Annotated in this window: 34 protein-coding genes; 1 reads left to right on the top strand and 33 read right to left on the bottom strand. The window is 64.9% G+C overall.

Annotation, left to right across the window (positions count from 1 at the left end; translation table 11 throughout):
* Positions 1–82: 82 nt before the first annotated feature.
* Complete coding sequence (locus CXQ96_RS15085; RefSeq protein WP_104118824.1) at positions 83–706, top strand: A24 family peptidase; 624 nt, start codon at positions 83–85, stop codon at positions 704–706.
* Here CXQ96_RS15085 and CXQ96_RS15080 read toward each other — a convergent pair.
* The 33 genes from CXQ96_RS15080 to fusA all read right to left on the bottom strand — a co-directional run bounded on the left by CXQ96_RS15080 (position 703) and on the right by fusA (position 26116).
* Complete coding sequence (locus CXQ96_RS15080) at positions 703–1674, bottom strand: tRNA pseudouridine(38-40) synthase TruA (protein WP_104118823.1); 972 nt, start codon at positions 1672–1674, stop codon at positions 703–705. The genes CXQ96_RS15085 and CXQ96_RS15080 overlap by 4 nt on opposite strands.
* 22 nt (positions 1675–1696) lie before the next feature.
* On the bottom strand, positions 1697–2308 hold the full coding sequence (gene rplQ, locus CXQ96_RS15075; protein ID WP_104118822.1) for a 50S ribosomal protein L17: 612 nt from the start codon (positions 2306–2308) through the stop codon (positions 1697–1699).
* Between the two features lie 65 nt (positions 2309–2373).
* Complete coding sequence (locus CXQ96_RS15070; protein ID WP_104118821.1) at positions 2374–3384, bottom strand: DNA-directed RNA polymerase subunit alpha; 1011 nt, start codon at positions 3382–3384, stop codon at positions 2374–2376.
* A 150-nt stretch (positions 3385–3534) separates the two neighbouring features.
* Positions 3535–3936, bottom strand: a complete 402-nt coding sequence (gene rpsK / locus CXQ96_RS15065) for a 30S ribosomal protein S11 (RefSeq protein ID WP_104052715.1) — start codon at positions 3934–3936, stop codon at positions 3535–3537.
* A 141-nt stretch (positions 3937–4077) separates the two neighbouring features.
* Positions 4078–4455: a 30S ribosomal protein S13 gene (gene rpsM, locus CXQ96_RS15060; RefSeq protein ID WP_104118820.1), complete on the bottom strand. Its 378-nt coding sequence runs from the start codon at positions 4453–4455 to the stop codon at positions 4078–4080.
* Between the two features lie 163 nt (positions 4456–4618).
* On the bottom strand, positions 4619–4732 hold the full coding sequence (gene rpmJ, locus CXQ96_RS15055) for a 50S ribosomal protein L36 (RefSeq protein ID WP_043440658.1): 114 nt from the start codon (positions 4730–4732) through the stop codon (positions 4619–4621).
* Between the two features lie 21 nt (positions 4733–4753).
* On the bottom strand, positions 4754–4975 hold the full coding sequence (gene infA, locus CXQ96_RS15050) for a translation initiation factor IF-1 (protein WP_019481515.1): 222 nt from the start codon (positions 4973–4975) through the stop codon (positions 4754–4756).
* Between the two features lie 182 nt (positions 4976–5157).
* Positions 5158–5985, bottom strand: a complete 828-nt coding sequence (map, locus tag CXQ96_RS15045; protein WP_104118819.1) for a type I methionyl aminopeptidase — start codon at positions 5983–5985, stop codon at positions 5158–5160.
* Positions 5986–5994: 9 nt separating this feature from the next.
* On the bottom strand, positions 5995–6558 hold the full coding sequence (locus CXQ96_RS15040; protein ID WP_104118818.1) for an adenylate kinase: 564 nt from the start codon (positions 6556–6558) through the stop codon (positions 5995–5997).
* A 5-nt stretch (positions 6559–6563) separates the two neighbouring features.
* Complete coding sequence (gene secY / locus CXQ96_RS15035) at positions 6564–7874, bottom strand: preprotein translocase subunit SecY (RefSeq protein WP_104118817.1); 1311 nt, start codon at positions 7872–7874, stop codon at positions 6564–6566.
* Positions 7875–8098: 224 nt separating this feature from the next.
* Positions 8099–8596, bottom strand: coding sequence for a 50S ribosomal protein L15 (rplO, locus tag CXQ96_RS15030; RefSeq protein WP_104118816.1), 498 nt, complete (start codon positions 8594–8596; stop codon positions 8099–8101).
* A complete protein-coding gene (gene rpmD / locus CXQ96_RS15025) occupies positions 8596–8814 on the bottom strand; it encodes a 50S ribosomal protein L30 (protein ID WP_104118815.1) in 219 nt (72 codons plus the stop codon). The genes rplO and rpmD overlap by 1 nt, the downstream gene beginning before the upstream one ends.
* Positions 8814–9524, bottom strand: coding sequence for a 30S ribosomal protein S5 (gene rpsE / locus CXQ96_RS15020; RefSeq protein ID WP_104118814.1), 711 nt, complete (start codon positions 9522–9524; stop codon positions 8814–8816). Before rpsE ends, rpmD begins: the two co-directional genes overlap by 1 nt.
* A 29-nt stretch (positions 9525–9553) precedes the next feature.
* Positions 9554–9937, bottom strand: coding sequence for a 50S ribosomal protein L18 (rplR, locus tag CXQ96_RS15015; protein ID WP_087076881.1), 384 nt, complete (start codon positions 9935–9937; stop codon positions 9554–9556).
* 2 nt (positions 9938–9939) lie between these two features.
* Entirely contained in the window at positions 9940–10476 is a 537-nt protein-coding gene (rplF, locus tag CXQ96_RS15010) for a 50S ribosomal protein L6 (RefSeq protein ID WP_104118813.1), read from the bottom strand.
* An 18-nt stretch (positions 10477–10494) separates the two neighbouring features.
* On the bottom strand, positions 10495–10893 hold the full coding sequence (gene rpsH / locus CXQ96_RS15005; RefSeq protein WP_043440638.1) for a 30S ribosomal protein S8: 399 nt from the start codon (positions 10891–10893) through the stop codon (positions 10495–10497).
* An 87-nt stretch (positions 10894–10980) separates the two neighbouring features.
* The gene (gene rplE, locus CXQ96_RS15000; protein ID WP_104118812.1) at positions 10981–11556 is read right to left on the bottom strand and encodes a 50S ribosomal protein L5; all 576 of its coding nucleotides are present in this window, start codon (positions 11554–11556) and stop codon (positions 10981–10983) included.
* On the bottom strand, positions 11556–11930 hold the full coding sequence (gene rplX, locus CXQ96_RS14995; protein ID WP_104118811.1) for a 50S ribosomal protein L24: 375 nt from the start codon (positions 11928–11930) through the stop codon (positions 11556–11558). The genes rplE and rplX overlap by 1 nt, the downstream gene beginning before the upstream one ends.
* A 3-nt stretch (positions 11931–11933) precedes the next feature.
* Positions 11934–12302 carry a 50S ribosomal protein L14 gene (gene rplN / locus CXQ96_RS14990; RefSeq protein WP_049829173.1) on the bottom strand — a complete coding sequence of 123 codons (369 nt, stop codon included), beginning with the start codon at positions 12300–12302 and terminating at the stop codon, positions 11934–11936.
* Between the two features lie 344 nt (positions 12303–12646).
* Positions 12647–12958 carry a 30S ribosomal protein S17 gene (gene rpsQ, locus CXQ96_RS14985; protein ID WP_104118810.1) on the bottom strand — a complete coding sequence of 104 codons (312 nt, stop codon included), beginning with the start codon at positions 12956–12958 and terminating at the stop codon, positions 12647–12649.
* Complete coding sequence (gene rpmC, locus CXQ96_RS14980; protein WP_104118809.1) at positions 12955–13296, bottom strand: 50S ribosomal protein L29; 342 nt, start codon at positions 13294–13296, stop codon at positions 12955–12957. Before rpmC ends, rpsQ begins: the two co-directional genes overlap by 4 nt.
* Positions 13297–13298: 2 nt before the next feature.
* Positions 13299–13715 carry a 50S ribosomal protein L16 gene (gene rplP, locus CXQ96_RS14975; RefSeq protein ID WP_087030089.1) on the bottom strand — a complete coding sequence of 139 codons (417 nt, stop codon included), beginning with the start codon at positions 13713–13715 and terminating at the stop codon, positions 13299–13301.
* Positions 13716–14561, bottom strand: coding sequence for a 30S ribosomal protein S3 (gene rpsC, locus CXQ96_RS14970; RefSeq protein WP_104118808.1), 846 nt, complete (start codon positions 14559–14561; stop codon positions 13716–13718).
* Positions 14562–14927, bottom strand: coding sequence for a 50S ribosomal protein L22 (gene rplV, locus CXQ96_RS14965; RefSeq protein WP_049829178.1), 366 nt, complete (start codon positions 14925–14927; stop codon positions 14562–14564).
* A gap of 37 nt (positions 14928–14964) precedes the next feature.
* Positions 14965–15246, bottom strand: coding sequence for a 30S ribosomal protein S19 (gene rpsS / locus CXQ96_RS14960; protein WP_026549122.1), 282 nt, complete (start codon positions 15244–15246; stop codon positions 14965–14967).
* Between the two features lie 12 nt (positions 15247–15258).
* Positions 15259–16098, bottom strand: a complete 840-nt coding sequence (gene rplB / locus CXQ96_RS14955) for a 50S ribosomal protein L2 (protein ID WP_104050959.1) — start codon at positions 16096–16098, stop codon at positions 15259–15261.
* 31 nt (positions 16099–16129) lie between these two features.
* Positions 16130–16435, bottom strand: coding sequence for a 50S ribosomal protein L23 (gene rplW / locus CXQ96_RS14950; protein ID WP_087076895.1), 306 nt, complete (start codon positions 16433–16435; stop codon positions 16130–16132).
* Positions 16432–17055 (bottom strand): 50S ribosomal protein L4, encoded by a 624-nt coding sequence (gene rplD / locus CXQ96_RS14945; protein WP_104118807.1) that lies wholly within the window; start codon positions 17053–17055, stop codon positions 16432–16434. Before rplD ends, rplW begins: the two co-directional genes overlap by 4 nt.
* A 4-nt stretch (positions 17056–17059) precedes the next feature.
* Positions 17060–17716 (bottom strand): 50S ribosomal protein L3, encoded by a 657-nt coding sequence (rplC, locus tag CXQ96_RS14940; protein WP_104118806.1) that lies wholly within the window; start codon positions 17714–17716, stop codon positions 17060–17062.
* Positions 17717–17732: 16 nt separating this feature from the next.
* Positions 17733–18041, bottom strand: coding sequence for a 30S ribosomal protein S10 (gene rpsJ, locus CXQ96_RS14935; RefSeq protein ID WP_026531952.1), 309 nt, complete (start codon positions 18039–18041; stop codon positions 17733–17735).
* Between the two features lie 449 nt (positions 18042–18490).
* Positions 18491–22459 (bottom strand): hypothetical protein, encoded by a 3969-nt coding sequence (locus CXQ96_RS14930; protein ID WP_104118805.1) that lies wholly within the window; start codon positions 22457–22459, stop codon positions 18491–18493.
* A 146-nt stretch (positions 22460–22605) separates the two neighbouring features.
* The gene (gene tuf / locus CXQ96_RS14925; RefSeq protein WP_104118804.1) at positions 22606–23796 is read right to left on the bottom strand and encodes an elongation factor Tu; all 1191 of its coding nucleotides are present in this window, start codon (positions 23794–23796) and stop codon (positions 22606–22608) included.
* Positions 23797–24001: 205 nt separating this feature from the next.
* Entirely contained in the window at positions 24002–26116 is a 2115-nt protein-coding gene (gene fusA / locus CXQ96_RS14920; RefSeq protein WP_104118803.1) for an elongation factor G, read from the bottom strand.
* Between the last annotated feature and the right edge of the window lie 22 nt (positions 26117–26138).

Here is a 26138-nt window from a genome sequence, read left to right as displayed (position 1 = left end):
TCAGACATCTCCACTAAGCCCGGAGGTTCTCCCCTTTCACAAGACCGGAAACGCCACCAACCTCATGGCCGGGTACATCTAGGTGGTCCTTGCCCTCCTCATGGCCGTCGTGGCTGCGGCGACCACCTATGCGGTGACTCCTCTGGCCGCCAGGAATCCACGCTCTGCGCTGCCACCCGCCTGGCGCCTGCCCCTGGCCCTGTGTGCGGCACTCCTGGCGGGCGCAGGAAGCGTGGTGACGGAGCAGTGGTGGAACGTCCCGCTGGTGGGAACCCTCGCCGCGTTCGGCGTCCTGCTCGGAGCGGTCGACGGACAGTCGAAACTGCTGCCCAACGTCATCCTCGTCCGCTTCGCGGCGGTGACACTGCCCCTGGTGCTCCTCGCGGGAGCTGCGAGCGGCCACTGGATCGGCCTTCTCGGCGCGGTGGCGGGCGGCGCGGCGCTCTTCGCCGTGTACTTCCTGCTGGCGCTCCTCTCCCCCGCCGGGATGGGCATGGGCGACGTCAAGCTGGCCGCCATCCTCGGAGTCTTCGGCGGTTGGGCAGGAGCCGGAGCGTGGATGGGGACGCTCCTCGGAGGCTTCCTCCTGGGAGGCCTGGCCGGCGTCGGCGTCCTTCTCCTGCGCCGGGGGTCTCGTGGATCGACTTTCCCGTTCGGACCCGGCATGCTCCTTGCTGCCTTCGCGAGCTTCGTGCTGCTGGCCTAGACGTCGTCGGCCCCGCCGGGGAGCCCCTGGTGCGCGGCGAGATGGGAGACGTTCCGCCTGGCACGGGTGAGCTCCGCCCGCGCAGCCACTTCTGCGTCCCCCGGATACGCGATCTCCTCCAGGACGAGCGGGTGGGGTGCGGCCAGGATGGACTGCGCATCCTTGACGCGAGCGGCCAGTCTTTCCGCGAGCCAGCCGGGGGCCATCTCGCCCGATCCGACACGGAGGGTCGAGCCGACGAGCGCGCGGACCATGTTGTGGCAGAAGGCGTCGGCCTGGACGGTCGCTGTGATGACGCCGTCGTGCCCGCGGGCGAACTCGTAGCGTTGCAGCTCGCGGATCGTCGTGGCACCCTCGCGGGGCTTGCAGAAGGCCTTGAAGTCCTGCATCCCGAGCAGGTGCCCCGCACCCTCGTTCAGCAGTGCGACATCGAGGGGCGCGGGGTACCAGAGCGTGGTGTGCCGACCGAGCGGGTCCTGTCCCGTGGCAGTATCCGCGATCGCGTAGCTGTAGCGGCGCCACAGCGCCGAGAAGCGCGCGTCGAATCCACCGGGCGCCGGCACGGCGGCACGCACGACGACGGGAGGGACCGAGTTCCGGACGGATCGTCCGCGGCCCGAGGTCTCGTCCACCAGGGCGCGGTTGATGGTGCCGGTCAACCGTCGCAGGAAGGCGTCCGCCGGCTGGGCTTCACGCCCCCTGGGCATGCCGGCCCACTCGGCGTGCGTCAGGTCGACGTGCGCGACCTGTCCCCGGGCGTGGACACCCGCATCGGTCCGCCCTCCGACGGTGAGTCGCGCAGGTCGGCGAAGGAGGGTGTGGAGGGCTTCCTCGAGCACGCCCTGGACCGTCGTCCGGCCAGGCTGCAGGGCCCAGCCCGAGAACGGGGCGCCGTCGTAGGCGATGTCGAGACGGACACGCAAAAGCCCGCCGTCCCCAGTGGGGGCGGCGGGCTCAGGCGTTGTCATGGCGTGCGACGGGTGGGAAGAATTACTTCTTCTCGTCGGCGACGTCGCCTTCGACGACGACGACCTCGTCAGCGGTACCGGCTTCGGCATCCACCGTCGTGTCCTCTGCTGCGACCTCTTCGGCAGATGCTGCAGACTCGGCCGACTCTGCGGAATCGACCGAATCGACCGAGTCAGCTGACTCGGGCGAATCGACGGACTCGGCGACAGGAGCTGCTGCAGCGGCCGGGGCCTTGGCCTGCTCGGCCTCGGCAACGACGGACTGCTTGGCCGACATGGGCTCCAGGACCAGTTCGATGACCGCCATGGGAGCGTTGTCGCCCTTGCGGTTGCCGATCTTGGTGATGCGGGTGTAGCCACCCTCGCGGTTGGCGACAGCGGGAGCGATGTCCGTGAACAGTTCGTGGACGATGCTCTTGCTGCTGATGACTCCGAGGACGCGGCGACGCGACGCGAGGTCGCCCTTCTTCGCGAACGTGATGAGGCGCTCCGCGTAGGGGCGAAGGCGCTTGGCCTTGGTCACCGTGGTGGTGATGCGCTTGTGCTCGAACAGTGAGGCGGCCAAGTTGGCGAGCATCAGGCGTTCGTGCGCCGGACCGCCTCCGAGACGTGGGCCCTTGGTGGGTGTGGGCATGATTGTTTCTCCTCATTAGGTAGCCGTCCCGTCGCTTCCCAGCAACGGGACGGCCGGATTACGTGTTAGAGCTCTTCGTCGCCGTAGGCGGCGTCGTCCTCTTCGATAGCGGCAGCGCGGGCGGCGAGGTCGAAGCCTGGAGGGGAATCCTTCAGGTTCAGACCCAGCTCGACGAGCTTGGCCTTGACCTCATCGATGGACTTCGCACCGAAGTTGCGGATGTCCATGAGGTCGGCTTCGGAGCGTGCGACGAGTTCACCCACGGAGTGGATGCCCTCGCGCTTGAGACAGTTGTACGAGCGGACCGTGAGTTCCAGGTCCTCGATCGGCAGCGCCATGTCGGCAGCAAGAGCTGCGTCCGTCGGCGACGGGCCGATCTCGATGCCCTCGGCAGCGGTGTTCAGCTCGCGGGCGAGGCCGAACAGCTCCACCAGGGTGGTGCCGGCAGAGGCGACGGCGTCGCGCGGGGCGATGGCGTCCTTCGTCTCGACGTCGACGATCAGCTTGTCGAAGTCGGTGCGCTGCTCGACGCGCGTGGCTTCCACGCGGAAGGTGACCTTCAGGACCGGCGAGTAGATCGAGTCGACCGGGATGCGGCCGATCTCGGAATCGCCGGACTTGTTCTGCGAGGCCGATACGTAACCGCGTCCACGCTCGATGGTCAGTTCGAGTTCGAACTTGCCCTTCGAGTTGAGGGTCGCGATGTGGAGGTCTGGGTTGTGGAACTCGACGCCTGCGGGAGGCGCGATGTCCGCAGCCGTGACGACGCCGGGGCCCTGCTTGCGCAGGTAGGCGACGACGGGCTCGTCGTGCTCCGAGGAGACGGCGAGGTTCTTGATGTTGAGGATGATCTCGGTGACATCCTCCTTCACCCCGGGAACCGTGGTGAATTCGTGCAGCACGCCGTCGATGCGGATGCTCGTGACGGCAGCACCGGGGATCGAGGACAGCAGCGTACGGCGGAGCGAGTTGCCGAGGGTGTAGCCGAAACCGGGCTCGAGCGGTTCGATGACGAACCGTGAGCGATTGTCGGCGACTACTTCTTCAGTCAGGGTGGGGCGCTGTGCAATAAGCACTTACATTTCCTTTCAGGAAGCATCCGCTATATGACGCTTCTAAATGGGCGGGACTGCTGGTGAGCCGGCTCAAAAGCTCCTGGAAACGGCACCGAACCGCCTTGCCGGAACATGAGCTCCGGCAAGGCGGCACGGTGACCGCGAAGCTGATTAGACGCGGCGGCGCTTCGGCGGGCGGCAGCCGTTGTGCGCGCTCGGGGTGACATCCGAGATGGAGCCGACCTCGAGGCCCGTGGCCTGCAGCGAGCGGATTGCCGTTTCGCGACCCGATCCCGGACCCTTCACGAAGACGTCGACCTTGCGGACGCCGTGCTCCTGGGCACGCTTCGCAGCGGCTTCTGCAGCCATCTGCGCAGCGAACGGGGTGGACTTGCGTGAGCCCTTGAAGCCAACCTCACCGGCGGAAGCCCAGGAGATGACTGCTCCGCTGGGGTCCGTGATGGACACGATGGTGTTGTTGAAGGTGCTCTTGATGTGCGCCTGACCGAGCGCGATGTTCTTCTTGTCCTTGCGACGCGGCTTACGAACCGCTCCACGAGTCTTGGGGGGCATTACTTCTCCTACGAAGGTATTGGGTAAAGCAGTGATCGGCTGATCGGTAGTGCCGGAACTCCTGATGACAGGGGCCTCCGCTGGCGAGGGTCCCCTGGCGTGACGAGCGCAAGCGAGTCACGTGAGGGAGCCAGTGGGGATCTAGCGTCCGACCTTCTTCTTGCCTGCGACCGTGCGCTTCGGGCCCTTGCGGGTACGAGCGTTGGTCTTCGTACGCTGTCCACGTACGGGAAGGCCGCGGCGGTGCCGAATGCCTTCGTAGCTGCCGATCTCGACCTTGCGGCGGATGTCGGCTGCGACCTCGCGGCGGAGGTCGCCCTCGACCTTGAAGTTGCCTTCGATGTAGTCGCGGAGCTGGACCAGCTCTGCGTCACTGAGATCCTTGACGCGCGTGTGCGGGGAGATCCCCGTGTCGACGATCGTCTTCTCTGCACGGGTCTTGCCCACGCCGTAGATATAGGTAAGCGCGATGACTACCCGCTTTTCGCGGGGGATGTCTACGCCAGCGAGACGTGCCATGGTGGCGGTTCTCCTTTGGTGTTACCGGAGGTATGGAGCAGAACGTCCCCGGACCGTGTGGCCCGGTCCCCGGCCTCCGAGCCGGGGGTGTACGTTCCTCGAGGGAACGCTGTTCTGCCGTTGAATGTACTTCTACGCGTGGGAAGAGCCTCGGGAGAGGCTCTTAGCCCTGGCGCTGCTTGTGGCGCGGGTTCTCGCAGATGACGAGAACGTTGCCTTTGCGGCGAACCACCTGGCACTTCTCGCAGATCCGCTTCACGCTCGGGTTGACCTTCATGGTTTTCCTTCGAGTTGATTCTTATTTGTAGCGGTAGACAATACGGCCCCGGGTGAGGTCGTACGGGCTGAGTTCCACTACGACCCGGTCCTCAGGAAGGATTCGAATGTAGTGCTGGCGCATCTTTCCCGAGATGTGGGCGAGAACAATGTGACCGTTGGCCAACTCAACGCGGAACATCGCGTTGGGCAGCGCCTCGTTCACAGTGCCTTCAATCTCAATGACACCGTCTTTCTTGGCCATATCCTCCGCTAACGTCTATGCCCGCCATTTGCATGGCAGACGGGTTTAGGGTTTTGATTGTCGAACCCGCAGGGAGCCGAAACTCTCGCGCGGGAGGTCTCCGGGGCCCAAATGGGCACGAAAAGCAGAGACAACCAACAGACGACTCTACGCTAATGGCGCCCGATAGTTAAATCGGCTCGTCAGCCGGCCAGCGGCGCGGGAGTGACGCCGAGGGGCTCGAGCCGGGAGGCTCCCCCATCCTGGGCAGACAGAACCCAGATTCCGCCGTCGTGCACTGCCACACTGTGTTCCCACTGGGACGCGCGCTTGCCGTCCGTGGTGACGACCGTCCATTCGTCGTCGAGCACGGCCGTCTCGAGGCTTCCCTGCACCAGCATCGGCTCGATCGCGAGGCACAGGCCCGGCCGGACCTTCGGCCCACGGTTGGAGCTGCGGTAGTTGAGGACGTCCGGCGCCTGGTGCATCGCCGTCCCGATGCCGTGCCCTACGTAGTCCTCGAGGATTCCCAGGGGCGGCCCCGGAACCGATGACACGTAGTCGTCGATCGCCGCTCCGATGTCCCCGACGAACCGCGCGGAGGCCAGAGCGGCGATTCCCCGCCACATCGCTTCCTCGGTCACGCTCGACAGCCGGACGTCCTCGGGACGCGGGGTTCCGACGATCACGGTGCGAGCGGAGTCGGAATGCCAGCCCCGCACGACGGCGCCGCCGTCGATCGAGATGATGTCCCCGTCCTGGAGGGTGTATCCACCCGGGATCCCATGGACGACCTCGTGGTTCACCGACGTGCAGATACTCGCCGGGAACCCGTGGTATCCGAGGAAGTTCGAGGTGGCGCCCGCCTCCCGGAGGACACCCTCGAACACCTCGTTGAGGTGCGCGGTGGTGACTCCGACCGTGGCTGCCGCGACCGTACGGTCGAGCGCGTCCGACAGCACCAGCCCTGCTTCACGCATCACGAGCATCTGACTGGTCGTCTTGTACTCGACCTTGGGCTGACGGAACATGCGGAATTCCTAGCTTGCGACTTTGAGGGCTGCCATGACGCGCTCGGTGACCTCGTCGATGGTCCCGAGGCCGTCGACCTTCGTGACGATGCCACGCTCGTCGTAGCGCGACACGACTGCTTCGGTCTGGTCGTGGTACAGGCCGAGGCGGTGGCGGATGACCTGCTCGTTGTCGTCCGAGCGTCCGTCGAGCTTCGCGCGACCGAGAAGCCGCTTGACGAGTTCCTCGTCGTCGGCCGTGAGCTGCAGCACGACGTCGAGCTCCAACTCGTTCTCACGGAGGATGTCGTCGAGCTCTGCGACCTGGGCAGCAGTGCGCGGGTAGCCGTCGAGCAGGAAACCCTCCTGCACGTCGTCGGCCGCCAGCCGATCCCGGACCATGCTGTTGGTCACGCTGTCCGGGACGAAATCACCCGCGTCCATATACTTCTTGGCCTCGAGGCCCAGCGGTGTCTCCCGCTTCACGTTGTCCCGGAAGATGTCGCCCGTCGAGATGGCCACGACGCCGAGCCGCTCGGAGATCCGCGCAGCCTGGGTGCCCTTGCCTGAACCTGGTGGACCGATGATCAGCATTCTCGTCAACGCAACAACCCTTCGTAGTGACGCTGCTGAAGCTGTGCGTCGATCTGCTTTACGGTCTCCAGCCCCACTCCGACCATGATGAGGATCGAGGTGCCACCGAACGGGAAGTTCTGGTTCGCACCGATGGCGACCAGCGCGATGAGCGGGATCAGCGCCACCAGGCCCAGGTAGATGGCACCTGGCAGGGTGATCCGGGAGAGCACGTACTGGAGGTACTCGGCGGTGGGGCGTCCGGCACGGATGCCGGGGATGAATCCGCCGTACTTCTTCATGTTCTCGGACACCTCGTCCGGATTGAACGTGATGGCGACATAGAAGTAGGTGAAGAAGACGATCAGCAGGAAGTACATCGCCATGTAGAGGGGGTGGTCCCCACTCGTCAGGTAGGTGGTGATCCAGTTGACCCACGCGGCCGGGGCGGTTCCGTCCTGCGGCGTGTTGAACTGCGCGATGAGGCTCGGGAGGTACAGCATCGAGGACGCGAAGATCACGGGGATGACGCCGGCCATGTTGACCTTGATCGGGATGTAGGTGCTGCTGCCCCCGAGCGTCCGACGGCCCACCATGCGCTTGGCGTACTGCACGGGGATGCGCCGCTGGGACTGCTCCACGAAGATCACGAGGGCGACGACGACGACACCCATCGCGAGGACGAAGGCGAACACGGTGGCGCCCTGCGTGCGGAGGATCTCGCCCAGAGAGGTAGGGAAGCCTGCTGCAATGGCGGTGAAGATGAGCAGCGACATGCCGTTGCCGACACCGCGCTCGGTGATGAGCTCACCCATCCACATGATGAGGCCGGTGCCGGCCGTGAGGGTGATGATCAACAGCATGATGGTGATGAGGCTGTCGTCCGGGATCAGCGGAACCGGGCAGTTGCCCAGCAGCGCTCCCGAGCGGGCGAGGGACACGAGTGTGGTCGCGTTCAGCAGGCCGAGCGCGATCGTCAGGTAGCGCGTGTACTGGGTCAGTTTGGACTGACCCTGCGCGCCTTCCTGGTGCAGTTCCTGGAAGCGGGGAATGACCACCCGGAGGAGCTGCGTGATGATGCTCGCCGTGATGTACGGCATGATGCCGAGTGCGAAGATGGAGACCTGGAGAAGGGCACCGCCGCTGAAGAGGTTCACGAACTGGTACAGGCCGCCCTCGGTGTTACCCAGGGCGAGGCACTGCTGGACGTTGCCGTAGTCGACGCCCGGAGCGGGGATGAACGCACCCAGGCGGAAGATGGTGATGATTCCCAGCGTGAACAACAGCTTGCGCCGCAAGTCTGGCGTCCGGAAAGCCCGGCCAATAGCGCTAAGCAAGCGTCCTCCTGAAGGTCTGTTGGTCCTTTGCGGACCGTACACAACAACCGAGTCTAACGGTTGGTCACCGGTGCGACGGCACCGGCAGGTGATGGGGCGGCTGAGCCGAAAAAAGACTCCTGGTGGGCTGATCCAGCCCTGCCCACCAGAAGTCTAGTTCCTCGATGCTCTCGATCACAGCCGACCCCTCCCCCGGACCAGCCGGGAAAGGGTCGACCGACGACCTACAGCTCGGTGACGGTTCCGCCGGCCGCGACGATCTTCTCTGCAGCGGATGCCGAGAAGGCGTCAGCCGACACGTTGACGGCCACGGTGATCTCGCCGGTTCCCAGCACCTTGACGGGCTGGTTCTTGCGGACGGCACCGTTCGCCACCAGGCTGTCCACCGTGACGTCGCCGCCATCGGGGTACAGCTCGGAGAGCTTGTCCAGGTTCACGACCTGGAACTCGACGCGGAACGGGTTCTTGAAGCCACGCAGCTTGGGGAGGCGCATGTGCAGCGGCAGCTGGCCGCCGGCAAATCCTGCCTTCACCTGGTAGCGGGCTGCAGTTCCCTTGGTGCCACGGCCTGCGGTCTTACCCTTCGAACCCTCACCACGGCCAACACGGGTCTTCGCCGTCTTGGCACCCGGTGCGGGTCGCAGGTGGTGGACCTTCAGGGTGTGCACACGCTCTGCGTTCGCTTCGGTCGCGGCCGGAGCCGCGGTGTTCTTCTCTGCCATTAGTTGGCCTCCTCAACCTTCAAGAGGTGCGGAACCGTGTTGATCATGCCAACGGTGACGGCATCGGCTTCACGAACCACGGTGTGGCCGATCCGCTTGAGGCCGAGTGACCGCAGCGTGTCGCGCTGGTTCTGCTTGCCGCCAATAGCGGACTTGATCTGGGTGATCTCGAGCTTCGCCGAGCTCACCAGTACTCGCTTCGGAGTGATCGCGGTCATCACGCACCTGCCTTCTGAGCTGCGATCGCGCGCAGCATCTGGTGGGATGCGACCTCGTCGAGGGGCAGGCCGCGGCGGGCCGCGACTGCCTGGGGCTCTTCGAGGCGCTTCAGCGCGTCAACGGTTGCGTGAACGATGTTGATGGCGTTCGCGGAACCGAGCGACTTGGAGAGGACGTCGTGGATACCGACGCACTCCAGGACAGCGCGCACCGGACCACCGGCGATAACACCGGTACCCGGGGACGCGGGACGGAGAAGGACGACTCCGGCTGCTGCCTCGCCCTGCACCAGGTGCGGGACGGTGCCGCCGATGCGCGGAACGCGGAACATCGTCTTCTTGGCTTCCTCCACGGCCTTCTGGATGGCGGAGGGAACTTCCTTCGCCTTTCCGTAGCCGACGCCGACCATACCGTTGCCGTCGCCTACCACCACGAGGGCGGTGAAGCTGAAGCGACGGCCACCCTTGACGACCTTGGCGACACGGTTGATGGTGACGACGCGCTCAATGAACTTGTCCTTGTCGTCGTTCCGCCCACCGTCGCGCCCGTCGCGGCCACCACGGCCGCCACGCTCGCCGCCGCGGGAGTTACCGCCGCGCTGCTCGCCACCGCGGGCGTTGCCGCGGCCACGGTTCGCGTCAGCCGACGCGGTTTCAGTTGCGCCTGCAGCCGGAGCTTCGGCTGCGGGCTGCTCTGTAGCCGTATTCAATGGGGCTTCCTTTGCCTTGTTTTCCTCGGTCACAGTGCCAGCCCACCTTCACGTGCGCCGTCTGCGATTGCTGCAACGCGACCGTGGTACTTGTTGCCGCCGCGGTCGAAGACGACTGCTTCGACACCGACAGCCTTGGCACGCTCTGCAACCAGTTCGCCAACGCGTTTCGCCTTGGCGGTCTTGTCACCATCGAATGCACGGAGATCCGCTTCGAGGGTGGAGGCTGATGCGACGGTCACGCCCTTGGTGTCGTCGACGACCTGCACGAATACGTGGCGGGCCGAGCGGTTGACGACCAGGCGGGGACGAACAGCCGTGCCCGAGACGCGCTTGCGTACACGGAGGTGGCGGCGTCCACGCGAGGCGGACTTGCTCTTCGAGCTGCGCTTCTTGTTGATGCTCAGTCCCATGGTTACTTACCAGCCTTTCCGACCTTGCGGCGGATGATCTCGCCTGCGTAGCGGATGCCCTTGCCCTTGTAGGGGTCAGGCTTGCGCAGCTTGCGGATGGTTGCAGCGACCTCGCCGACCTGCTGCTTGTTGATGCCTGCGACCGAGAGCTTGGTGGGGCTGTCGACGGTCAGGGTGATGCCCTCGGGAGCCTTGACGGCGACCGGGTGGCTGTAACCCAGAGCGAATTCCAGGTCGGTGCCCTTGGCCTGCACACGGTAACCCGTGCCCACGATCTCAAGGTTCTTCTTGTAGCCCTCGGTGACTCCGACGATCATGTTGGAGATGAGCGTGCGGGTGAGACCGTGCAGCGAACGCGACTCGCGCTCGTCGTTCGGGCGCGTGACCGTGAGGGTCCCCTCGTTCAGGGAAACCTCGATGGGGCTGGGCACAGTGTGGCTCAGCTCGCCCTTCGCGCCCTTGACGGAGACCTCGTTGCCGTTGACATTGATCTCGACACCGGCAGGAACGGTGATGGGGAGACGTCCAATACGTGACATGTTTCTTTCCCTTTCCCGTTACCAGACGTAGGCGAGGACTTCCCCACCTACACCCTTCTTGGATGCCTGGCGGTCCGTGAGCAGACCGGAGGACGTGGACAGGATGGCGATGCCGAGGCCGCCAAGCACGTGGGGCAGGTTCGTGGACTTCGCGTACACGCGCAGCCCGGGCTTGGAGATACGGCGGATGCCGGCGATCGAGCGCTGGCGGTCCGGTCCGAACTTGAGGTCGATGGTCAGCTTCTTGCCGACCTCCGCTTCCTCTTCCTTCCAGCCGGCGATGTAGCCCTCGGCCTTCAGGATGTCCGCGACGCGGGCCTTCAACTTGCTGTACGGCATCGACACGGAGTCGTGGTACGCCGAGTTTGCATTGCGCAGACGCGTGAGCATGTCTGCGACTGGGTCAGTCATTGTCATGTGGGCTCTTGCCCTTCCTCGAAACGGTTTCCGGAGTCCGGGCGGCACACGGAGTGCCGACTGGAGCGGACCTGCAACGTAGTTAGATTAATCTTCGGATTTGAAGGGGAAGCCAAGTGCCTTGAGGAGCGCACGGCCCTCGGCGTCGGTCTTGGCAGTTGTGACGACGGTGATGTCCATGCCACGCACTCGGTCGATCCTGTCCTGGTCGATCTCGTGGAACATGGACTGCTCCGTGAGGCCGAAGGTGTAGTTGCCGTTGCCGTCGAACTGCTTGCCGTTGAGGCCGCGGAAGTCGCGGATACGGGGCAGTGCGAGGGAGATCAGGCGGTCCGTGAATTCCCACATGCGGTCGCCACGCAGGGTTGCGTGTGCACCGATGGGCATTCCTTCGCGGAGCTTGAACTGTGCGATGGACTTGCGGGCCTTCGTAACCTGGGGCTTCTGGCCCGTGATCGCGGTGAGGTCCTTGACGGCTCCGTCGATCAGCTTGGAGTCCTTGGCGGCGTCACCGACACCCATGTTGACGACAACCTTCACCAGACGGGGGACCTGGTTGACGTTGGCGTAGTTGAACTCTTCCTGCAGGGTCGCCTTGATCTCGGACGCGTAGCGCGCCTTGAGGCGGGGAAGAACCTTGGTTTCTGTGGTTTCGACAGTCATTACAGATCCTTCCCTGATGACTTGGCCACGCGGATGCGGACAACGCGCTCGCGGCCGTCGCGTTCGACGGTCTCGGTGCGGTATCCGACGCGGGTCGGCTTCTTGGTCTCGGGATCGACGACCGCGACGTTGCTGATGTGCACGGGGGCCTCGAGGACCTCGATGCCACCGGTCTTGGTGCCGCGCTGCGACTGCCCGACCTTGGTGTGCTTCGTGATCCGGTTGATGCCTTCCACGAGGACGCGGTTGGTCTCGGGGAACACCTTCAGTACCTTGCCCTGCTTGCCGCGGTCTCCGCCGCGTTCCTGCTTGGCTCCGGTGATGACCTGGACGAGGTCACCCTTCTTGATCTTGAGCTTTGTCTTCTGTGCCATGGACTACAGCACCTCCGGCGCCAGCGAGATGATCTTCATGAAACGCTTGTCGCGGAGCTCGCGACCGACAGGGCCGAAGATGCGGGTACCGCGGGGGTCGCCGTCGTTCTTCAGAATCACTGCTGCGTTCTCATCAAACTTGATGTAGGAACCATCCGCACGGCGGCGTTCCTTCTTGGTGCGGACGATGACCGCCTTGACGACGTCACCCTTCTTGACGTTGCCGCCCGGGATCGCGTCCTTCACGGTGGCGACGATGACGTCGCCGATGCCTGCGTAGCGGCGCCCGGATCCTCCGAGAACGCGGATGGTCAAGATTTCCTTGGCCCCCGTGTTGTCGGCGACCTTTAGCCGCGACTCCTGCTGAATCACTGATTACTCCTGTCGTCGCGCTGGTTCTCTCATCGAGCCTTGCGGAACGGATATGGGTGGGCCCCGTAATACTGGTACTCACCACCCGCACGCCTGGGCGCGCAGCTGTGCGTGGATCTCTGCACAGTGGATTGTGATGAACAAGATTATCGGGCTTTTGCCTATGTGCCCGGTGTGCAGGAAACCCCGTGAGGGCGACCCTGGAAGCAAACTTCCTGAGGGCATGCGCCAGCCCACCAGACAGACAAGATTCTTATAGTATCGCGAAGAAGCCCCGGACGCGAAATCGCGTCCGGGGCTTCTTCAGTGGAACCGGCCGAACCGGCCCGGGTACTGCTTTGGTGCTACTTGGCCTTCTCGATGATCTCCACCAGGCGCCACCGCTTGGTAGCGGACAGCGGGCGGGTTTCGCTGATCAGGACCATGTCGCCGATGCCGGCGGTGTTCTGCTCGTCGTGCGCCTTGACCTTGGAACTGCGGCGAAGCACCTTGCCGTACAGGCCGTGCTTCACGCGGTCCTCGACCTCGACCACGATGGTCTTCTCCATCTTGTCGGAGACGACGTAGCCACGGCGTACCTTGCGGTAGCCGCGCGAGTTGGCGTCGTGGACGGCCTTCTCGGTTCCTACGGTCGTTTCGCTCTGCTGCTCACTCATTTGGCGTCCTCCTCAGAAGCCTCGGTGTCCACGGACGGTTCGTCCTTGGAGGCCTTCTTGGCTTTCTTGGGCTTCTCCGCCTTCTCGGGCTTCGCTTCCTCGACGGGAGCGACGACCTCGGGGCGGATACCCAGTTCACGCTCACGCAACACCGTGTAGATGCGTGCGATGTCGCGCTTCACCGAACGAAGGCGACCGTGGCTTTCGAGCTGGCCGGTGGCCGACTGGAAACGGAGGTTGAACAGCTCCTCCTTGGCCTTGCGCAGTTCTTCCACCAGGCGGTCCTTATCGAAGCCGTCCAGCTGGTCTGTTGCCAGTTCCTTTGAACCCAGAGCCATAACTATTCACCACCCTCACGACGCACGATGCGTGCCTTCAACGGCAGCTTGTGGATCGCGAGGCGCAGGGCTTCGCGGGCTACCTCTTCGGTTACACCGGACAGTTCGAAGAGAACACGTCCGGGCTTGACGTTGGCCACCCACCACTCGGGCGAACCCTTACCGGAACCCATGCGGGTCTCGGCAGGCTTCTTGGTCAACGGACGGTCCGGATAGATGTTGATCCAGACCTTGCCGCCACGCTTGATGTGGCGGGTCATGGCGATACGAGCGGACTCGATCTGGCGGTTGGTGACGTATGCCGGGCTCAGAGCCTGGATACCCCACTCGCCAAAGCTGACCTCGGTACCGCCGGTTGCAGCGCCGGAACGACCCGGGTGGTGCTGCTTACGGAACTTGACGCGGCGTGGGATAAGCATTTAAGCCTGTCCTCCTTCAGTCGCAGCGGGTGCTGCGGCGGTCTCGGCGGGAGCTGACGCACCCTGGCCCTCGGAGCGCTCGGGAGCACGACGACGACGGTCTCCGCCGCGGTCGCCACCACGGTCGGCGCCGGCAGGGCCACGGCCCGGACGGTCTCCACCGCGGCCACGGGAGGGGGCTGCCGCAGCCTGCGCTGCGAGTTCCTTCGCCGTGACGTCACCCTTGTAGATCCAGACCTTCACGCCGATGCGGCCGAAGGTGGTCTTCGCTTCGAAGAAGCCGTAGTCGATGTTGGCGCGGAGCGTGTGCAGGGGAACGCGTCCCTCGCGGTAGAACTCCGAACGGCTCATTTCGGCGCCACCCAGGCGACCGGAGCACTGGACACGGATGCCCTTGGCGCCGGCACGCTGTGCGGACTGCATGGCCTTCTTCATCGCGCGGCGGAAGGCCACGCGGGAGGAAAGCTGCTCGGCGATGCCCTGCGCCACAAGCTGTGCTTCGATCTCGGGGTTCTTGACCTCGAGGATGTTCAGCTGGACCTGCTTGCCGGTGAGCTTCTCGAGCTCGCCGCGGATGCGGTCTGCCTCTGCTCCGCGGCGGCCGATGACGATGCCGGGACGTGCCGTGTGGATGTCCACGCGGACACGGTCGCGGGTGCGCTCGATCTCGACCTTCGCGATGCCGGCCCGGTCCATGCCGGTCGACATGAGCTGGCGGATCTTGATGTCTTCGCGGACGAAGTCACGGTAGCGCTGGCCCGGCTTGTTGCTGTCGGCGAACCAGTGTGACCTGTGGTCGGTGGTGATGCCGAGTCGGAACCCGTGCGGGTTTACTTTCTGTCCCACTTAGCGGACCTCCACTTTCTCAGGGGTAGCGACGACAACCGTGATGTGGCTGGTCCGCTTGTTGATGCGGAACGCGCGGCCCTGGGCTCGCGGACGGAACCGCTTCATCGTGGGGCCTTCATCAACAAATGCTTCGCTGATGATGAGGTTGTCCTCGTCGAAGGCAACGCCGTCGCGGTCCGCGAGAACGCGGGCGTTGGCGACTGCCGACTGGACCACCTTGAAAACCGGCTCCGAAGCAACCTGTGGGGCAAACTTCAGAATAGCCAGAGCCTCATTCGCCTGCTTACCACGAACAAGGTTGACGACGCGCCGGGCCTTCATAGGCGTTACGCGGATATGACGCGCAATAGCCTTGGCTTCCATTGCTTTCCTTCTCTCGTCTTAGCCGTAAGAGCAGCGCCTAGCGGCGCTTGCCCTTGCGGTCGTCCTTAACATGGCCGCGGAAAGTCCGCGTGGGAGCGAATTCGCCGAGCTTGTGCCCGACCATCGACTCGGTGACAAACACCGGGATGTGCTTGCGTCCGTCGTGCACCGCGATCGTGTGCCCGAGCATGTCGGGGACGATCATGGAGCGGCGGGACCACGTCTTGATGACGTTCTTCGTGCCCGATTCGTTCTCGCGAGCGACCTTTACGTAAAGGTGCTGATCGACGAAGGGGCCTTTCTTCAGGCTGCGTGGCATGTCTCCAGGCTCCTATCGCTTGTTCTTGCCGGAACGACGGCGACGCACGATGAGTGAGTCGCTCTCTTTGTTGGGGCGACGGGTGCGGCCTTCGGCCTTACCGTTCGGGTTGACCGGGTGGCGTCCACCGGAGGTCTTGCCCTCGCCACCACCGTGCGGGTGGTCGACCGGGTTCATGGCGACACCGCGGACGGTCGGGCGGATACCCTTCCAGCGGTTACGGCCGGCCTTGCCCCAGTTGATGTTCGACTGCTCGGCGTTGCCGACCTCGCCGATCGTCGCGCGGCAGCGGACGTCGACGTTGCGGATTTCACCGGAGGGCAGTCGCAGCTGGGCGAAGCGGCCTTCCTTGGCAACGAGCTGTACCGAGGCACCGGCGGAGCGTGCCATCTTCGCGCCGCCGCCTGGGCGGAGCTCGACGGCGTGGATGACGGTACCGACGGGGATGTTGCGCAGCGGCAGGTTGTTGCCGGGCTTGATGTCCGCTCCCGCACCGGCCTCGACGAAGTCGCCCTGCTTGAGCTTGTTCGGCGCGATGATGTAGCGCTTGGTGCCGTCGACGTAGTGCAGGAGGGCGATGCGCGCGGTGCGGTTGGGATCGTACTCGATCTCGGCAACGCGGGCGTCGACGCCGTCCTTGTCGTGGCGGCGGAAGTCGATCAGACGGTACTGACGCTTGTGTCCACCGCCCTTGTGGCGGGTCGTGATCTTTCCGGTGTTGTTACGTCCACCCTTCTTCGGAAGGGGACGGACCAACGACTTTTCCGGCGTAGACCGTGTGATTTCAGCAAAGTCGGCAACGCTCGAGCCACGACGGCCCGGGGTTGTCGGCTTGTATTTACGGATTCCCATAACTCAATTCCTCGTTAAAGTGGTCTCCGCTCTAGGAGAGCGGACCGCCGAAGATGTCGATCGAGCCCTCTTTGAGGGACACGATGGCACGCTTGGTGCCCTTGCGCTGGCCCCAGCCGAACTTGGTGCGCTTGCGCTTGCCAACCCGGTTGATGGTGTTGATCGATTCGACCTTCACGGAGAAGATCTTCTCGACCGCCAGCTTGATTTCTTCCTTGTTCGAGCGAGGGTCGACCAGGAAGGTGTACTTGCCTTCGTCGATCAGGCCGTAGCTCTTCTCCGAGACGACGGGTGCAATGACGACGTCGCGCGGATCCTTTGCGATGGTGCCGCTCACTTGGCATCCTCCTCGGTGATGACATCAGACGCACCGACGAACTGGTCGTAGGCGGCCTTGGTGAAGATCACGTCGTCGGAAACCAGCACGTCGTACGTGTTGAGCTGGTCTACGTAGAGGACGTGTACCTCGGGAACGTTGCGCACGGACAGTGCTGCGACGTCGTTGGCACGCTCGATGACGACAAGCAGGCGGGGCCGCTCGGAAATCGCGCGCAGGGTCTCGATGGCACCCTTGGTCGACGGCTTGTCACCGGTGACCAGGGACTCGAGGACGTGGATACGGCCGTTGCGTGCCCGGTCCGAGAGCGCTCCGCGCAGGGCGGCAGCGATCATCTTCTTGGGGGTGCGCTGGCTGTAGTCGCGGGGGGTGGGTCCGTGGACGATACCGCCACCGGTCATGTGAGGTGCACGGATCGAACCCTGGCGGGCACGGCCGGTTCCCTTCTGCTTGAACGGCTTGCGGCCGGCGCCACTGACCTCGGCGCGGGTCTTGGTCTTGTGCGTACCCTGGCGGGCAGCGGCAAGCTGGGCGACGACGACCTGGTGCAGCAGCGGCACGTTGGTCTGTGCGTCGAAGATCTCCGCGGGGAGATCGACCTTTACAGTGTTGGCAGCCATGTGGCTATGCTCCCTTCACGGCGGTGCGTACGAGGACGACCTGGCCGCGGGCGCCGGGGACGGCACCCTTGATCAGCAGCAGCGACTTCTCTGCGTCGACAGCGTGAACCTTGAGGTTCAGCGTGGTCTGACGAACGGCGCCCATGCGGCCTGCCATTTTCATTCCACGGAAGACGCGGCTGGGGGTGGATGCTCCACCGATGGAACCGGGCTTGCGGTGGTTCTTGTGAGCACCATGCGAGGCTCCAACACCGTGGAAACCGTGGCGCTTCATGACACCGGCGAAGCCCTTGCCCTTGGTGGTGCCGATGACGTCGACCGTCTGGCCGGCCTCGAACATCTCGACGGAGAGTTCCTGGCCGAGCGAGTAGGAGTCGGCGTCGGACGTACGCAGTTCGACGACGTGACGGCGGGGCGTGACGCCTGCCTTCTCGAAGTGGCCTGCGAGCGGCTTGGTGACCTTGCGGGGGTCGATCTGGCCGAAGCCGATCTGGACGGCGCTGTAGCCGTCGTTGCCCTCGCTGAGGAGCTGGGTGATGACGTTCGAGTCCGCCTGGACGACGGTGACGGGGACGAGGATGTTGTTCTCATCCCAGACCTGGGTCATGCCGAGCTTGATGCCCAGCAGGCCCTTGACCTGGCGCGTAAGTGAAGTAGACATGTGTATCCGCTCTCCCTTACAGCTTGATTTCGATGTTCACGTCCGCAGGCAGATCGAGACGCATCAGCGAATCGACGGCCTTGGGCGTGGGATCAATGATGTCGATCAGACGCTTGTGAGTACGCATTTCAAAGTGCTCACGGCTGTCCTTGTACTTGTGCGGGGACCGGATAACAACGAACACGTTCTTCTCCGTGGGAAGGGGCACAGGGCCCACGACCGTTGCGCCTGCGCGCGTCACCGTCTCAACGATCTTCCGTGCTGAAACATCAATGACCTCGTGGTCATATGACTTCAGCCGGATGCGGATTTTTTGTCCCGCCATGGCGTCTCGACTCTCTCTCTACATAACTGCCTGGGCAGTTCCGGTACGTACGTACATTTCCTGCGCCCGTTGTACGACGCTCCCCCGCAGACTGAATCCGGATGAATCCGGGTTCCTCACCCTGCTAGGGCTCCCACCCCCGCGCTCGGGCGTGTCGCACTCTCTGGACACACACGGTCCGCTGATTTCGAGCGGGCCGAACGGGGTGGATTATATTTGGGCCGCACGCTCCGGTGGACTCGATCCCTGCATCAGGCATTATCCTGACCGGGATGAGGTCTCAAACCGCGCGCGTTAGCACTTGAACAACTTATCTAGTGTCGCAGATCGCGCGGACGATTGCGAACCGGGCTGCCCTAGCGTCGGGTGATCTGCGCGACGCCCGGGTGAAGCCGCTGCCCCTGAGCCCGTTCTTCTCCCAAGACTTCAGTGATGGCGCCCCTCGGGTCCTACGACGGCGGGACGAGCGGATGGTCCGCCGGTGGCTCGGGCTGCGATGATGCACCGCCCGACCGGTGGACCGGCAGGGTCGGTCGGTCCAGGGGTCGAGGCGCAAATGGCTGCGCCGCTCCCTCCGGGTTCGACGGTTCCCGGGTCGAGGCCGCGACCCCGGGGCCAGTCGGGGCATCTCCTCCCGAGGCAGGCTCCTGCGCGCTGCCTCGTGTCTGGCTGTTGAGCTTCCACACCGCGAAGGCGAGAAGGAGGAGCGCCGCAACCGTCAGGAGCAGGAAGGTGAACCCCCGCAGGAACCAGAGCAGCGCCAGCGCGATGCCTACCGCTCCCCAGAGGCTGAACATCCGGCGTGAGAGGGCGACCCCTGCAAGGAGGAGGGCCACGTGGCCGCACAGGGACCAGACCTGGGCTCCCGTGGTGCCGTCGACGACAGTCAACAGTCCCGTCCCGGAGAGCAGGACCGCCGCTGCCCCGAGCCAGATCGGCCCCCTGCGCTCGGTCCCGCGCGTGAAGGAGTATGCACTCAGGAGAGCCAGGGCGATAACCCACCACTGTGCTGCCCAGAAGAGGTCCAATCCGCCCGTGAAGAGCCAGGCGACCCGCTGCGCTGCTGCAACCGGCACGAGGAAGGCTGCTTCACCGTAGAGGAGCCGCGCACCGACCGGCACCTCCCATGCTCCCAGGAGTGCCGCGGCGACGAGGATCGCGGACGCGGCAACGGCGGATTCGTCCGGCACCATCGCGACCATGGCGGCGACGCCGGTCCAGCCCAGTGCTGCCGTGCCGAGGATCCGGTACCGAAGGTGGTCGCCGTGCCCGCCGGGCAGGACGATGCGGCCGCCGTACAGAATCGCGGCGGCCGCCACTGCGCCCAGGAGCAGTTGGGTCGTACCGGCCGCGAATGTGCCATCGGCACGACGCGTGAGTTCTTCCACGAGTGCCGTGGCGGAGACGATGACCGCCACCGCTCCCCCGGCCTCGAGCCAGGGGACCGCTTCGCGGCGCGACAGTGCGAACATGGCACCTGCCAGCACGGCGGTCACGAAGACCCTGTCCCATCCGACGCCGTCATCGAGGCCGAGCGCCAGTCCCTCCAGACCGAACAATGCTGCCCCTACCCAGCTGGGCAACTGCAGGCGAGCGTCGGCGGATCGGATGCGCAGCAGCACGAGACCTACGACGCACACCGCCGCGAGCACCGCTGCTGCCGGCTCCGTGAGCGGCGGTGAGGGCAACCAGCCTGCCCGCGTCGTCGGCACGACGCCGGACAGGACCGCAAGGAGCGCTGCACCCGCGTACAGAGTCAGGTAGGACGCCTGGTCCTTCCGCTGGAGCACGAACACGAGGGTGGCTACCGCACCGAGCAGGAGGAGGTGGACGGTGACCACGCCGAGCCTCGGCCCGGACTCGGCGGCGACCGCGTAGACCACCGGCAGTGCCACGAGCAGTGCGAGACTCAGCCACGTCGACGAGGCTTGCAACCCGATGTCCCGCAGCCGGTAGCGCACCAGCGCTCGTACCGCCTCCTGCAGGGCCACGCTGGCAGCTACTACCGTGAATACTCCATGCACCGACAGCTCGAGATCCGCGGAGGCGACCGCCGTCAGCGCTGTGAAGGCGAGTTGTGCCGCCAACAGGTAGGCGCCCCTGCTGCGGAGTCCGCGTGATCGTCGTGCCATGACCGCGCAGTAGGCGACGGTAAGGGCGAGCAGCAGCTCATAGGAGAAGGCGCCGAAGCCCGCCGCAGGACCGGCCAGCGCGGCTACCGTGATCGACAGCGGGGCGATCGCGTCGATCAGGTGGGCCCGTACCGCGATCGGGGCCCGCTGCTGTCTTCCGGCGCCGGGGAGGGATTGGCCGTGCTGCACCGTTCGCCTCCCCTTCCGGGTGGACGCGCTGGCTGCATCCTGAACAGAAGCGCGTAACGCGGGATGCAGCACCAGGGACGTCGCAGCACCGACGCCGACGACGATCCAGAGACCTGCCGCTGCGATCGCCGCTGCTCGGGCTTCGACCGCGAGGACACCGGCGGCGAGCAGAGACAGCACGCTCGCCGAGCAGATCACTGCGACTGCGAGGGCGCCTACCGGGGGCAGGTTCCGGTGCCCGGCTTCCTGCATGCGTTCCTCCATGCGGTCCTGCACGCGTCCCTGCGCGCGGTTCAGGAGTACCTCCACGAGTTGATTACCGGCGAGGGCTGCCACGAGCGCGAGGCCTGCCACATCGTCCGTCAACATGTCCGACAGCGCGGGCTCCGGCATGTGCACGAGCACGGCGATCGGCATCAGCGGGACGATGGCGCCACGAGCAGCGAGCACGAAGCGCTCCCGTTGCGGGTTCCTGGCGCCCCAGGCGCGGGTCCCGAAGTAGCAGGCGGCCAGGACCAGCACGATCTCGAGACGCCAGGGGGTGGTCCACGGCGTCATCGCGCCCAGGAGGACCCCCGGGGCGACCAGCAGCTCGAAGGCCCCCCGGTTGCGCAGTGCGGTCACCATGCCCAGTAGCAGGACCAACAGCACCGGCACGACCGGGTCCGGCCCGTCGACGGTGACCAACATCCGGAACCAGGACCTGCCGAGGGTGACGAGCGCCGCCACGAACGTCATCGCTCCGAAGGTCACGAGCAGATCCAGACGATAGTGCGCCGCAGCCCGTTCGCGGCCCTGCGCAACCGATGCGACCGATGCAACCGATGCAACCGACGCGACCGCGGTGGTGGGCTGGACGATCCCGCCGAGGAGGCGGCTGATCGTGTCACGAGCGGTGAGGAGGCCTGCGACCTGGAGGCCGAGCACGCCTCCGAGCACGGCCAGCGACCACCACGGCGACAATCCCCCGGCCGATGCAGTGAGTAGCACGGCGACACTTCCGACGATCCTCAGGGCGTAGAAGTGCTGAACCCGCGCAAGGTCCAGGAAGGCCAGAAGCGCCGCGTAGTACATCGTCCCGACGAGCCACAGCAGGGATCTGTCGACCTCGGTGAGCAGCCCTCCGAGGAGCAGCGAGGCGACGAGCGCGATCGGCGTCAGCAAACGGTGCGTGTCCACGAGCGCTTGCGCGATGACTCCGGGCAACCACCTGGGGGCCAGGCGCACGAGGGCGGCGAGAACGGCGGCCACACCGATGGAGCACGTGAAGTACCACACCAGCGCGCCCCCGATGAGGGACACCGACGACAGCGCGATGGAGAGGAAGAACGGCAGGGTGAAGTAGGCGACGACCCTGCTCCGCAGCCGTACCGCGGCAAACAGGTACGCTGCGGTTCCGACGATGGCCGTAGCGAACCAGGCGATGCTCCCCTGTCCGCTCAGGAACCCGAACAACAGTCCCGCCACCGGCAGGAGCGCGAGGCCTGTGCCTGCAAAGGCAACGGCGGCCGGCCGGAGCCTCGGTAACCGCGAATGGAGCACCAGCCCACCGGCATAGAAGAGGGCGACGACCACGATGATCGTCACCGCGCGGGCGGAGCCGGGCACCGCGGCGCCGATGAACAGGCCACCGGCTGCGACCAGCAGGAGGCTTGCCGAGTACAACGCGATGTTGATGTTCCGGAGGTCGCGCGCAGCCTTGGTGGCAGCGATCTCCTCCTGCGTCGGCGGCTCGACCACGGGTACTGCCGGCAGGTGGTCTGCCCGGCGCAGGACCGGATGGCCGAACCGGCCGGTGCCGACGGCCTCGGACGTCGTCGCGCCAGGGACGTGCGGGTCGGCACCAACGGGCGCCTCCGGACGGCGGGAGGATTGCTGTGCTCGGTCGTCCGGCGGGCCGATCATCGTGTCTGGCTGTGCCTCGTGCGCCCTAGCGGCTTCCGCCAGTCCAGCCCGGAAGCCCTCCTCATACACCTCGGCCGGTGAAGGGACCTCGATGGGCCACAATCGGAAACGGCCACGAAGGTTGCGCCCTCTGACCACCCAGCCCAGCAGGCCACCGGCACCAAGTACCAGCAGCAAACCGACGAACCCCATGCTGTCACTCCCCCGTGTGCGCCTCCCTGGGCATTTCGGCAAGTCTAGGTGGTGCGGACACCCGCTTTAAACGAAGAACCCCCGCCGTGGATACGACGGGGGTTCTTCGATTCCTACCGGTCAGGACCGGCCGGATGATGCTGAATCTACTTCAGGATCTTGGTGACACGTCCCGAACCAACGGTGCGGCCGCCTTCGCGGATTGCGAAGCCGAGGCCCTCTTCCATTGCGATGGGCTGGATGAGCTCAACGGTCATCTCAGTGTTGTCGCCGGGCATAACCATCTCGGTGCCCTCGGGGAGGGTGATGACACCGGTTACGTCCGTGGTGCGGAAGTAGAACTGCGGGCGGTAGTTCGAGTAGAACGGGTTGTGACGCCCGCCCTCGTCCTTGGCCAGGATGTAGACGTTGGCCTCGAAGTCGGTGTGCGGGGTGATCGAACCCGGCTTCACGATGACCTGTCCACGCTCTACGTCTTCGCGCTTGATACCGCGGAGGAGCAGACCACAGTTCTCGCCAGCCCAAGCCTCGTCGAGCTGCTTGTGGAACATCTCGATACCGGTAACCGTGGTCTTCTGCACCGGACGGATGCCGACGATCTCGACCTCGGAGTTGATGGCCAGGGTTCCACGCTCGGCGCGGCCCGTGACGACGGTTCCGCGACCGGTGATCGTGAAGACGTCCTCGACAGGCATGAGGAACGGCTTGTCCTTGTCGCGCACGGGGTCAGGCACGTTGTTGTCGACAGCTTCCATGAGCTCCTCGACGGACTTGACCCACTCGGGGTCGCCTTCGAGAGCCTTGAGGCCGGAGACGCGGACGACAGGAGCGTCGTCGCCGTCGAAGCCCTGCGAGCTGAGCAGTTCGCGGACCTCCATCTCGACGAGGTCCAGGAGCTCCTCGTCGTCGACCATGTCGGACTTGTTCAGCGCGACCAGCAGGTAGGGAACGCCGACCTGGCGGGCGAGCAGAACGTGCTCGCGGGTCTGGGCCATGGGACCGTCGGTGGCTGCGACAACGAGGATGGCGCCATCCATCTGGGCCGCACCGGTGATCATGTTCTTGATGTAGTCAGCGTGACCGGGGGCGTCTACGTGTGCGTAGTGGCGCTTCTCGGTCTGGTACTCGACGTGCGAGATGTTGATGGTGATGCCGCGCTGCTTCTCCTCGGGAGCCGAGTCGATCGACGCGAAGTCACGCTGCTCGTTGAGGGTGGGGTACTTGTCGTACAGCACCTTGGAAATGGCAGCCGTCAACGTGGTCTTTCCATGGTCAACGTGACCGATGGTGCCGATGTTAACGTGCGGCTTAGTCCGCTCGAACTTTGCCTTCGCCACGGGTTCCTCCTAGAACGTTTGAGAAGATTTGCTTCCCAGCCGCGCTTTTCGCAGCTGAAACTCATGCAAGTCTACTGGGGGCTTTTGGTTTTGATGAAATTGCTCTGCTCTACCGGTCCGACTGGCCCAGTAGTGGGGTGTGGGGCCGGCCTGCCCTTCGACAGACCGGCCCTGCTCCCCGGATTTCCCGCTTCCGGGAGGGGTACTACTCGCCGCGAGTCTTCTGGATGATTTCGTCGGCTACTGCCTTCGGGACCTCCGAGTAGCTGTCGAACTGCATCGAGTACACGGCGCGACCCTGGGTCTTCGACCGCAGGTCACCGATGTAGCCGAACATGCCCGAGAGGGGCACGTGGGCGCGGATGACCTTCACGCCGCTCGCATCCTCCATCGACTGCATCTGGCCACGGCGCGAGTTGAGGTCGCCGATGACTTCGCCCATGTACTCCTCGGGCGTGCGTACCTCGACATCCATCAGCGGCTCGAGCAGGACCGGCTGCGCCATCCGGGCAGCTTCCTTGAACGCCATGCGGCCGGCGATCTTGAAGGCCATTTCGGAGGAGTCGACGTCGTGGTAGGCGCCGTCGAGCAGCGTAGCCTTGATGCCCACCACGGGGTAGCCCGCGAGGACACCGTCGTTGAGTGCGTCCTGGATGCCGGCGTCGACACTCGGGATGTACTCGCGCGGCACGCGGCCACCGGTGACCTTGTTGTCGAACGAGTACAGCTCACCGTCGGCCGTGTCCAGGGGTTCGATCGCGATCTGGATCTTCGCGAACTGGCCCGAGCCACCCGTCTGCTTCTTGTGGGTGTAGTCGTGCTTGGCGACAGCGCGCTTGATCGTCTCGCGGTAAGCGACCTGCGGCTTGCCCACGTTGGCCTCGACCTTGAACTCGCGGCGCATGCGGTCCACCAGGATGTCCAGGTGGAGCTCGCCCATGCCGGCGATGATCGTCTGTCCCGTGTCCTCGTTGAGGGACACCTGGAAGGTGGGATCCTCGGCCGAGAGCTTCTGGATGGCCGTGGAGAGCTTCTCCTGGTCACCCTTGGTCTTCGGCTCGATGGCCACCGAGATAACGGGCTCCGGGAAGCTCATGGACTCGAGGACGATCTGGTTCGCGGAGTCGGACAGGGTGTCACCGGTGGTGGTGTCCTTCAGGCCGATCGCCGCGTAGATGTGGCCGGCAAGGGCTTCCTCGACGGGAATCTCCTTGTTGGCGTGCATCTGGAAGAGCTTGCCGATGCGCTCCTTCTTGGTCTTCGTGGAGTTCGTCACCTGCGTGCCGGCGGAGATCTGGCCGGAGTACACGCGGATGAAGGTCAGCTGACCGAAGAAGGGGTGCGTCGCGACCTTGAACGCGAGGGCCGAGAAGGGCTCCTCGGTGCTGGGCTTGCGCGTGAGCTCGATCTCCTCGTCCCGGGGATCGTGACCGATCATCGGGGGGACGTCGAGCGGCGACGGCAGGTAGTCGATGACGGCGTCGAGCATCGGCTGCACACCGCGGTTCTTGAACGCGGAGCCGCAGAGGATCGGGTACAGCTCGGAGTTGATCGTCATCTTGCGGATGCCGGCCTTCAGCTCCTCGATGCTGATCTCTTCACCCTCGAGGTACTTGTTCATGAGCTCGTCCGAGGACTCGGCGACGGTCTCGACGAGAGTCGCACGGTACTCCTCGGCCTTCGCCTGGAGGTCCGCGGGGATCTCCTGGACCTCGTACTTCGCGCCCATGGTCACGTCACCCTTGGCATCGCCGGGCCAGACCAGTGCACGCATGTGCAGCAGGTCGACGACACCGATGAAGTCGTTCTCGGCGCCGATCGGGAGCTGCAGCACGAGGGGCTTGGCGCCCAGGCGGCTGATGATGGTGTCGACGGTGAAGTAGAAGTCCGCGCCCAGCTTGTCCATCTTGTTGACGAAGCAGATGCGGGGGACTTCGTACTTGTCGGCCTGACGCCAGACGGTCTCCGACTGGGGCTCGACGCCCTCCTTGCCGTCGAACACCGCGACAGCGCCGTCGAGGACGCGCAGCGAGCGCTCTACCTCGACGGTGAAGTCGACGTGCCCGGGGGTGTCGATGATGTTGATCTGGTTGTTCTCCCAGAAGCAGGTGACAGCGGCAGACGTGATGGTGATGCCGCGCTCCTTCTCCTGTTCCATCCAGTCGGTGGTGGAGGCGCCGTCGTGCGTCTCGCCGATCTTGTGGTTGACACCCGTGTAGAACAGGATGCGCTCGGTAGTAGTGGTCTTGCCGGCATCGATGTGGGCCATGATGCCGATGTTGCGGACCTTGTTGAGGTCGGTAAGCACGTCCTGTGCCACGGTGTCTCCCTTATGACGAGAA

Source organism: Arthrobacter sp. B1805 (assembly GCF_002929745.1).
Lineage (GTDB): Bacteria > Actinomycetota > Actinomycetes > Actinomycetales > Micrococcaceae > Arthrobacter_D.
This window is presented reverse-complemented; position numbering and strand designations above follow the sequence as displayed.